The sequence below is a fragment of the Antricoccus suffuscus genome (genome assembly GCF_003003235.1).
Taxonomy (GTDB): Bacteria; Actinomycetota; Actinomycetes; order Mycobacteriales; family Antricoccaceae; genus Antricoccus; species Antricoccus suffuscus.
The window spans coordinates 22,354-29,823 of record NZ_PVUE01000029.1; the positions used below are offsets into that span (position 1 = coordinate 22,354).

At 64.5% G+C, this 7,470-nt stretch carries 8 protein-coding genes; 7 read left to right on the top strand and 1 reads right to left on the bottom strand.

The window, feature by feature from the left end:
* Positions 1-118 precede the first annotated feature (118 nt).
* The 7 genes from alr to CLV47_RS20940 are packed head-to-tail and all read left to right on the top strand — an operon-like array spanning position 119 to position 6,110.
* Positions 119-1,246: an alanine racemase gene (gene alr, locus CLV47_RS20910; protein ID WP_106351080.1), complete on the top strand. Its 1,128-nt coding sequence runs from the start codon at positions 119-121 to the stop codon at positions 1,244-1,246.
* Positions 1,246-2,367 carry an alpha/beta fold hydrolase gene (locus CLV47_RS20915; protein ID WP_106351071.1) on the top strand — a complete coding sequence of 374 codons (1,122 nt, stop codon included), beginning with the start codon at positions 1,246-1,248 and terminating at the stop codon, positions 2,365-2,367. Before alr ends, CLV47_RS20915 begins: the two co-directional genes overlap by 1 nt.
* Positions 2,364-2,906, top strand: a complete 543-nt coding sequence (gene tsaE / locus CLV47_RS20920; RefSeq protein WP_106351072.1) for a tRNA (adenosine(37)-N6)-threonylcarbamoyltransferase complex ATPase subunit type 1 TsaE — start codon at positions 2,364-2,366, stop codon at positions 2,904-2,906. Before CLV47_RS20915 ends, tsaE begins: the two co-directional genes overlap by 4 nt.
* The gene (gene tsaB, locus CLV47_RS20925) at positions 2,903-3,595 is read left to right on the top strand and encodes a tRNA (adenosine(37)-N6)-threonylcarbamoyltransferase complex dimerization subunit type 1 TsaB (RefSeq protein WP_238145542.1); all 693 of its coding nucleotides are present in this window, start codon (positions 2,903-2,905) and stop codon (positions 3,593-3,595) included. The genes tsaE and tsaB overlap by 4 nt, the downstream gene beginning before the upstream one ends.
* On the top strand, positions 3,595-4,047 hold the full coding sequence (gene rimI / locus CLV47_RS20930) for a ribosomal protein S18-alanine N-acetyltransferase (RefSeq protein ID WP_238145543.1): 453 nt from the start codon (positions 3,595-3,597) through the stop codon (positions 4,045-4,047). Before tsaB ends, rimI begins: the two co-directional genes overlap by 1 nt.
* Entirely contained in the window at positions 4,040-5,110 is a 1,071-nt protein-coding gene (gene tsaD, locus CLV47_RS20935; protein WP_238145544.1) for a tRNA (adenosine(37)-N6)-threonylcarbamoyltransferase complex transferase subunit TsaD, read from the top strand. Before rimI ends, tsaD begins: the two co-directional genes overlap by 8 nt.
* A gap of 19 nt (positions 5,111-5,129) precedes the next feature.
* Positions 5,130-6,110, top strand: coding sequence for a DUF2332 domain-containing protein (locus tag CLV47_RS20940; RefSeq protein ID WP_106351075.1), 981 nt, complete (start codon positions 5,130-5,132; stop codon positions 6,108-6,110).
* Between the two features lie 5 nt (positions 6,111-6,115).
* On the opposite strand, the gene fgd is transcribed toward CLV47_RS20940, so the two are convergent.
* Positions 6,116-7,120 (bottom strand): glucose-6-phosphate dehydrogenase (coenzyme-F420), encoded by a 1,005-nt coding sequence (gene fgd / locus CLV47_RS20945; protein WP_106351076.1) that lies wholly within the window; start codon positions 7,118-7,120, stop codon positions 6,116-6,118.
* Between the last annotated feature and the right edge of the window lie 350 nt (positions 7,121-7,470).

The window sequence follows — 7,470 nt, forward strand, 5'->3', positions numbered from 1 at the left end:
TGTGCAAGATATGTCACTGTGTGATTTCGGATCAGCCAGGCGCCCGTTTACGGCGATCGAACGACGCCGTGACCGGCGCCTGTGCTGAGCGGCGTACATGATGCGCGACAATAGGGCAATGACTTCGACGCTTCCGCTGATCACCGTCGACCTAGCTGCGATCACGCATAACGTCGCGACCATGCGTGAGCGGGTCGGTCGCCCATTGATGGCAGTCGTCAAGGCCAACGGATACGGGCATGGAATGCTGCCCGTCGCGGCGGCCGCGCAGCGGGGCGGCGCCGACGCGCTTGGTGTGGCCACGATCGAGGAAGCCGTGGCCCTGCGTGACGGAGGCACTGCCGGCCGGATCGTCTGCTGGTTGCATGCGCCCAGAGCCGACTACGCGGCAGCGATTGCGCACGATATCGAGGTCGCGTCGTCCGCGGTCTGGGCGCTCGCCGAGATCGAGGCCGCCGCACGCACCGGCAAAACACCGGCGAAGGTGCATCTCAAGATTGATACTGGCCTTGCCCGCTCTGGTGCGACAGCCGAGGAATGGCCCGACCTGGTCGCGAGGGCGGCGACGGCTCAGCGTGACGGACTGATCGAGGTCGTCGGCGTATGGAGCCACTTTGCCTACGCAGACTCGCCGGGTCACCCGACGATTGCGGCACAGCGTGGCAATTTCGTGGACGCGGTTGAGGTGGCGAAGAGTGCCGGCCTGTCCGGGTTCGAGCGACATCTGGCTAACTCGGCGGCGACGCTCAACGACCCCGACTCGTGGTTTGACATGGTGCGTCCAGGTGTCGCGATCTACGGGCTGGACCCGGTGGGTGGTGACTCGCGCGCCCTCGGGTTGCGTCCCGCTATGCGCGTCGAGGTCCCGGTCGCGCTCACTAAACGGGTTTCGGCCGGCACCTCGGTTTCCTATGGTCACACGTACACCACCGATCGCGAGACGACGCTCGCGTTGATTCCGGTCGGGTACGCCGACGGCATCCCCCGAAACGCCAGCGGCGTAGGACCGGTCGGCATTGGCGGGGTACGGCATACGATTAGCGGCCGAGTCTGTATGGACCAGTTTGTCGTCGATGTAGGAGATGCCAACGTGCAACCGGGCGACATCGCCACTCTTTGGGGTGACGGACGAGGCGGTACGCCGACGGCGCAGGACTGGGCCGACGCGACCGACACCATCCACTACGAGCTGGTCACCAGGATCGGTGGTCGTTTCGTGACGACGTACGTCGGCGGGGTCGGCTAGTGGCCGCGAAGAAGGCGAAGGCGAAGGGGTTCGCCCGGATCGCCCGAGGCGCCGGGATCGCCGTCGGTGGAGTCGTCGGCGCAGCCGGTGCACTCAACGCCATCCGCGTGGCCTCGGAGAAGTTCGCCGTCGACCGCGTGCGCCGAGCCGACGACCCGTTCGCCGACGAGCACTTTGGCGAACTGAAGGCGGACCGTGACTACACCGTCGTAGCCACCGACGGTGTGCCGATCTACGTCGAGGAGGTCGGCTCGCCGGACGCCTCCCTGGTGATCGTGTTTGCGCATGGCTACACCCTCAACATGGGCAGCTTTCACTTCCAGCGTCAGGCGCTGCGCAAGTTGCGCTCACCGTCGGTGCGGATGGTCTTCTACGACCAGCGCTCGCATGGGAAGTCTGGGCGTTCGCGTGCCGACGACTGCACGATCGACCAGCTTGGACGCGATCTTCGCGAAATCATCCGGACTGCCGCCGGAGACCGACCAGTGATCCTCATTGGGCACTCAATGGGGGGCATGACCGTGATGGGACTTGCCGACATCGAAGGCGAGCTGTTCGGGGACCAGGTCCTCGGCGTCGCCCTGTTAAGTACGTCGGCCGGCAATGTGGTCTCGACCCTACGTGCGGGGCGGATGCCCAAGTCGCTCGTCGAGCGAGCGCTTCCATTGCTGGCAAAGGGCGCTCAGGCCGCGCCCAAGGCGCTGGAGAGTGCCCGCGGGGGAGTTAGTAACGCTATGTGGCTGCTGATCCGCCGGTTCTCGTTTGGTTCGGCCGGCGCGCCGGCCTCGCTGGCGGACTACGTCGACCGAATGATCGCCGCGACACCCGTCGACGTCGTCGCAGACTTCTATCGGACTCTCGCCGGACATGACAAGGTCGCCGCACTGCCCGCGCTGCGCAACTGCGAAGTGCTGGTGATGTGCGGAGATGAGGATCGGATTACGCCGATGGAGCACAGCGAGCTGTTGGCTCGCGAGCTACCTGAGGCAGAGTTGTTCGTCGTACCGGGAGCCGGGCACATGGCCATGATGGAGAAGCATGAACTGGTCGATCTGCGACTCCAGGCGTTTATTCACCGGGCATATAAGCGATCCCGACCGCAGGCGAAGAAACGCGCATGAGTCCGGTACCGCACCGCGGACCCGGCAAGCCAGTGCAACCCGGGCCGCACATCGAATTGTCGTCCTCGCCTTCGGCAACTTATCTGCCGGATCGGGCGGCGACCCTGAAGTACGGGTCTGCGCTTGCACAGATTCTTGGTCGCGGCGACCTGCTGATCCTGAGAGGACTGCTCGGCGCAGGCAAAACGACCTTGGTGCAGGGGATCGGATCGGGACTGGGCGTCACCGACCCGATAACCTCACCGACGTTTGTGATTGCGCGCGTACACCGCGATGGCCGAGTGCCGCTCTTGCACGCCGATGCCTACCGCCTTGGCGGGATCGAGGAACTCGATGATCTCGACCTCGACATGGATCTCGAAGATGCGGTGACCGTCGTCGAATGGGGCGAGGGGATCGCCGAACATCTCGCCGAGGCGTATTTGCTGGTGGACCTCGATCGCGAGAGCCTCGATGCCGGTGATGGTCGGATGATCTCGCTCCATCCCCATGGCGGGACCTGGGATGAACGGCTCGCCGGCTTCGGGTGGAGTGCATGATGAAAGTTCTCGCGATCGACACCTCGACCAGCCAGATCGTGACCGGCGTACTCGACTATGTCGATGGCGAGATCGACGTTATAGCTGAGAAGTCAGTGCTCGGTCAGACGGCCCACGGTGAGCTTCTGGCGCCCAGCATCCAGCAGGTCCTCTCGGATGCGACCCTGACCCCGTCGGAGCTGGATGCGGTCGTGATCGGGCTCGGTCCCGGACCGTTCACCGGCTTGCGGGTCGGTATCGTGACCGGTTCGGCGATGGCCGACGCGCTGAGGATCCCGGCGTACGGCACATGTTCACTCGATGCGATCGCGAGCGACGGCGATGGACGCGTGATGGTCGTATCCGACGCGCGGCGCAAGGAAATCTACTACGCGGTCTACGACGAGCGCGGTGCCCGGATCCTCGGACCAGAGGTCGACAAGCCCGACCAGGTGGTCGAGACGTTAGGCAGCTTAGGCATTACGCGGGTTCTCAATGCGGGGGCCGACAAGTACGTCGATTTGCTGTCGTCGTTCGGCGTACCGCTCACGTCGTCGTATCCGCGGCCCGCCGGTCTGCTGCGGGCGGCCATCCGGTCCGGTGAATTCGGCGGCGATGCGGAGCCGCTCACGCCGCTCTACCTCAGACGACCAGACGCCAAACTCCCGGCCGTGCAGGCAAAGTCGCCGAACGGACACGGGGCCTTGTGATGGTCGAGATCGCAGCGCGGCTGCGTGCCATGACCGCGACAGACATCCCAGCAGTCCTACCGATGGAGCACGACCTCTTCGCCGACCAGGCGTGGACCCGGACGATGCTCGAAGAGGAGCTCGCAGACTCCGAGACCCGCTACTACGTGGTCGCGGTCGACGACGAAGAGATTGTGGGATACGCCGGCCTTGCGGCGTACCGATTCGAGGCGCACGTCCTGACCGTCGGCACGCGAGGTGATCGCCAAGGTGAGGGGATTGGGCGCCGGTTGCTCGGGGAGTTGTTGGCGGAGGCCGACCGGCGTAAGGCCGAACGGGTGATCCTGGAAGTGCGTAGTGACAACGCTCCGGCGATCGCGCTGTACGAGTCTGAACGTTTCGTCGCCGTCGGCGTACGCAAGCGCTACTACCAGCCGGGAGATCATGATGCGGTGGTGATGGTCCGTGAGTAACCTGATGCGCTTCAAAGGCGACGAGCCAGTCGTGCTGGGCATTGAGACCTCGTGCGATGAGACCGGTGTCGGGATTGTCCGCGGCGAGACAATGGTGGCCAATGCCGTCGCGTCGAGCGTCGAGGAACACGCGAGGTACGGCGGCGTCGTACCCGAGGTTGCGTCACGCGCGCACCTGGAGGCCATGGTGCCGACGGTGACGCAGGCGCTTCACGATGCTGGCATGAGTTTCTCAGATATAGATGCGATCTCGGTAACCGCGGGTCCTGGGCTTGCCGGTGCATTACTTGTCGGGTCAGCGGCGGCGAAGGCGTATGCGCTGGCCCTCGGCGTACCGCTGTACGGCGTCAACCATCTGGCCTCGCACGTCGCGGTGGATATCGTCGAGCATGGGGCGCTTCCCGAGCCGACGCTCGCGCTGCTCGTGTCCGGTGGGCATTCGTCCATCCTGCAGGTCAACGACATCACCGCTGACATCGCGGCGCTGGGTGCCACCATCGACGACGCCGCCGGCGAGGCGTTCGACAAAGTCGCCCGGCTGCTCGGCCTTGGTTTTCCGGGCGGACCGCAGATCGACCGAATCTCCCACGAGGGCGATCCGGCCGCAATCAAGTTCCCGCGAGGCCTGACCGGCCCGCGCGACGCGGTGTTCGACTTCTCTTTCTCGGGTCTGAAGACCGCGGTCGCGAGGTGGGTCGAGGCGCGGCAGCGTGCCGGTGAGCCGGTGCCGGTCGCCGACGTCGCCGCATCGTTCCAGGAAGCCGTGGTCGACGTACTCACCGCCAAAACAATTAAGGCCTGTAAGGAAAGTGGCGTCGACAACCTGCAGATCGGCGGCGGTGTTGCAGCCAACACGCGGCTGCGGGCAATGGCCCAGCGTCGCTGCGATGACGCGGGGGTGACGCTGCGGATGCCGCGGGCGGGACTGTGTACCGATAACGGCGCGATGGTCGCGGCCCTCGGTGTCGAGATGGTTAAGCGCGGGGTCGAACCATCATCGCTCGATCTATCGGCCAACAGCGCCATGCGCGTCGAGCAGATCCTCGCCCCCCGCGCGAGCTAGTAGACGGGGAGGTGCAAGCGTGGATCTTTTTACCGACATCGCCAGTCAGTACCGGCTGTTCGCTTTGGATGCGAAGGAGTCGCCTTGTTTTGAAGACTGGGCACGGCGCGTTGCCGAAGACGACGTGGTCAAGGCCTGGCTTGCCGAACTGCCGCAGATAAAGCAGCAGCCGAATCTCGTGTTTGCCGCCGCGAGGTGGCATGGTGTGCCTGCGCCCGGACCGTACGACGGCCTTCGGAGGGCACTCTTGGACGATGCCGGGCCGATTCGCGAGACCATCATGACTCGCTCGACGCAAACCAACGAAGTTGGTCGCCTGGCCACGTTGATGCCGGTGTTTGCGCGCATAGAACGGGAATCCGGTCGACCTCTCGCGCTGCTTGAGGTTGGAACGAGTGCGGGCCTGTGCCTTTTCCCCGATCGATATGACTACGAGTGGAAACCCGGTCGCTGGTTGTCGGGGTCGGCCGGTCCCGTCTTGACCTGTGACGTGTCGGGTGATCCGCCACTGCCGCGTTCGTTGCCTACGGTCGCCTGGCGCGGTGGAATCGACTTGAATCCCCTCGATGTTGAGGATCCAGATGCCATGGCGTGGCTATCGGGTCTCGTTTGGCCAGAGCAAGATGACCGCCGTCGCCGGCTCGCTGCGGCGATCGACATCGCGCGAGCCGACCCGCCACACATCGTTCGCGGTGACCTCATGACCGATCTCCGCGCACAGATTGAGCTCGCGGCACCGTATGGCGAGGTCGTGGTGTTTCACAGCGCTGTAGCCGCCTACCTTGACCGACAGACTCGCACCCAGTTTCAGGTGTCCATGATGGGGCTCGTCGAAGCAGGTATATGCCGATGGGTGTCAAACGAGGGCGCCCGGGTGTTGCCGGATGTCACCGCAACGGGCCCAGCCGTGCCCGTCGACGACCCCACCTTCGTACTCGGGCTCGATGGTCAGGCACTCGCATGGACCCAGAGCCACGGCTCGGCGATGAGGTGGCTCTGACCTGCTTAGGCTAGCGCGCGCAGCTTGGGAGCCAGGTCCTCTGAGAATTGAGTGAGGAAGCGGTCCTGGTCGTTGCCGGGGCCGTGGAAGACAAGATGGTTGAACCCAGCGTCGACGTACGGCTTCACGGCGGCGATCGCCTCGTCGGGATCCGATGCGACGATCCAACGCTTCGCGACCTGCTCGATCGGCAACTGGTCCGCTGCGCGCTCCATCTCAGCGGGATCGTGCAGCCCGGACTTCTGCTCCGGTGTCAGCGACAGCGGCGCCCAGAAGCGAGTGTTTTCCATTGCATGTTCGCGATCGCGGTCATACGACAGCTTGATCTCGATCATTTTGTCCAGTTGTACGTCGCCGCGGTTTCCCGCCTCGATGCCCTCGGCGACGGCGGGCATCAGCTTGTCGGTGTAAAGATCCATGCCCTTTCCGCTGGTGCAGATGAACCCGTCACCGGCGCGCCCAGCGTATTTCGCCACGACCGGACCGCCGGCGGCGATGTAGACCGGGATCGGATTGTCCGGCTTGTCGTAGATCGTCGCGTCGACCGTCTTGTAGTAGTCGCCGTCAAAGGAGACGCGCTCCTCGGTCCACAGCTTGCGCATCAGGCGTACGGCCTCACGCATCCGACCGAAGCGCTCCTTGAAGCCCGGCCATTCCATGCCGCTGACGGCAATCTCGTTGAGCGCTTCACCGGTCCCTAGCCCGAGGATGATCCGGTCGGGGTAGAGGCAACCCATCGTCGCGAACGCCTGGGCGATGACGGCGGGGTTGTAGCGGAACGTCGCGGTGAGGACACTGGTGCCCAGCTGCACTCGGGAGGTGCGCTCGCCGACTGCGCTCATCCACGCGATCGCAAATGGCGCGTGACCTTGGACGTGGCGCCACGGTTGGTAATGGTCGCTGACGAACACGCTGTCCAGCCCAACGTTCTCCGCCTGTACCGCGAACTCGACGAGATCGCGTGGGTTGAACTGCTCGGCTGACGCCTTATAGCCGATCTTCAGACTCATGAAAATCCTCTCGGGTCAATGCGCCTTTATCGATCGCGCGGCGCGTATATCACTCTGCCATCCCGCCGTGACGGGCGTGCGCGCGCTCCCATGCGCGTAACTCGCTTTCGGGAGGCCTGCTCGATCGACTTCGAACAATTGTTCGTAGATCCATTGAAAATCGATTCGACGCTTGGTAGTATTCGAACATACGTATTAGCAAGTTTGAGTGGGTGATCAGTCGTGAGCGTGGCCTACCTCCCCGAACGGGACCTACTCACCGACGGCCAGCACGCCCTCGCCGGTGCGGCCGCCGGGTTGATCGCGACCGCGTCCCGGGGCGCGCTGTCCGGGCTCGGACCGGTCGAGCT

What these genes read in the sequence shown, in the direction of transcription:
- fgd (WP_106351076.1), bottom strand. Translation starts at nt 7,120, where the DNA reads ATGAGTCTGAAGATCGGCTATAAGGCGTCAGCCGAGCAGTTCAACCCA.
- tsaE (WP_106351072.1), top strand. Translation starts at nt 2,364, where the DNA reads ATGAGTCCGGTACCGCACCGCGGACCCGGCAAGCCAGTGCAACCCGGG.
- tsaB (WP_238145542.1), top strand. Translation starts at nt 2,903, where the DNA reads ATGATGAAAGTTCTCGCGATCGACACCTCGACCAGCCAGATCGTGACC.
- alr (WP_106351080.1), top strand. Translation starts at nt 119, where the DNA reads ATGACTTCGACGCTTCCGCTGATCACCGTCGACCTAGCTGCGATCACG.
- rimI (WP_238145543.1), top strand. Translation starts at nt 3,595, where the DNA reads ATGGTCGAGATCGCAGCGCGGCTGCGTGCCATGACCGCGACAGACATC.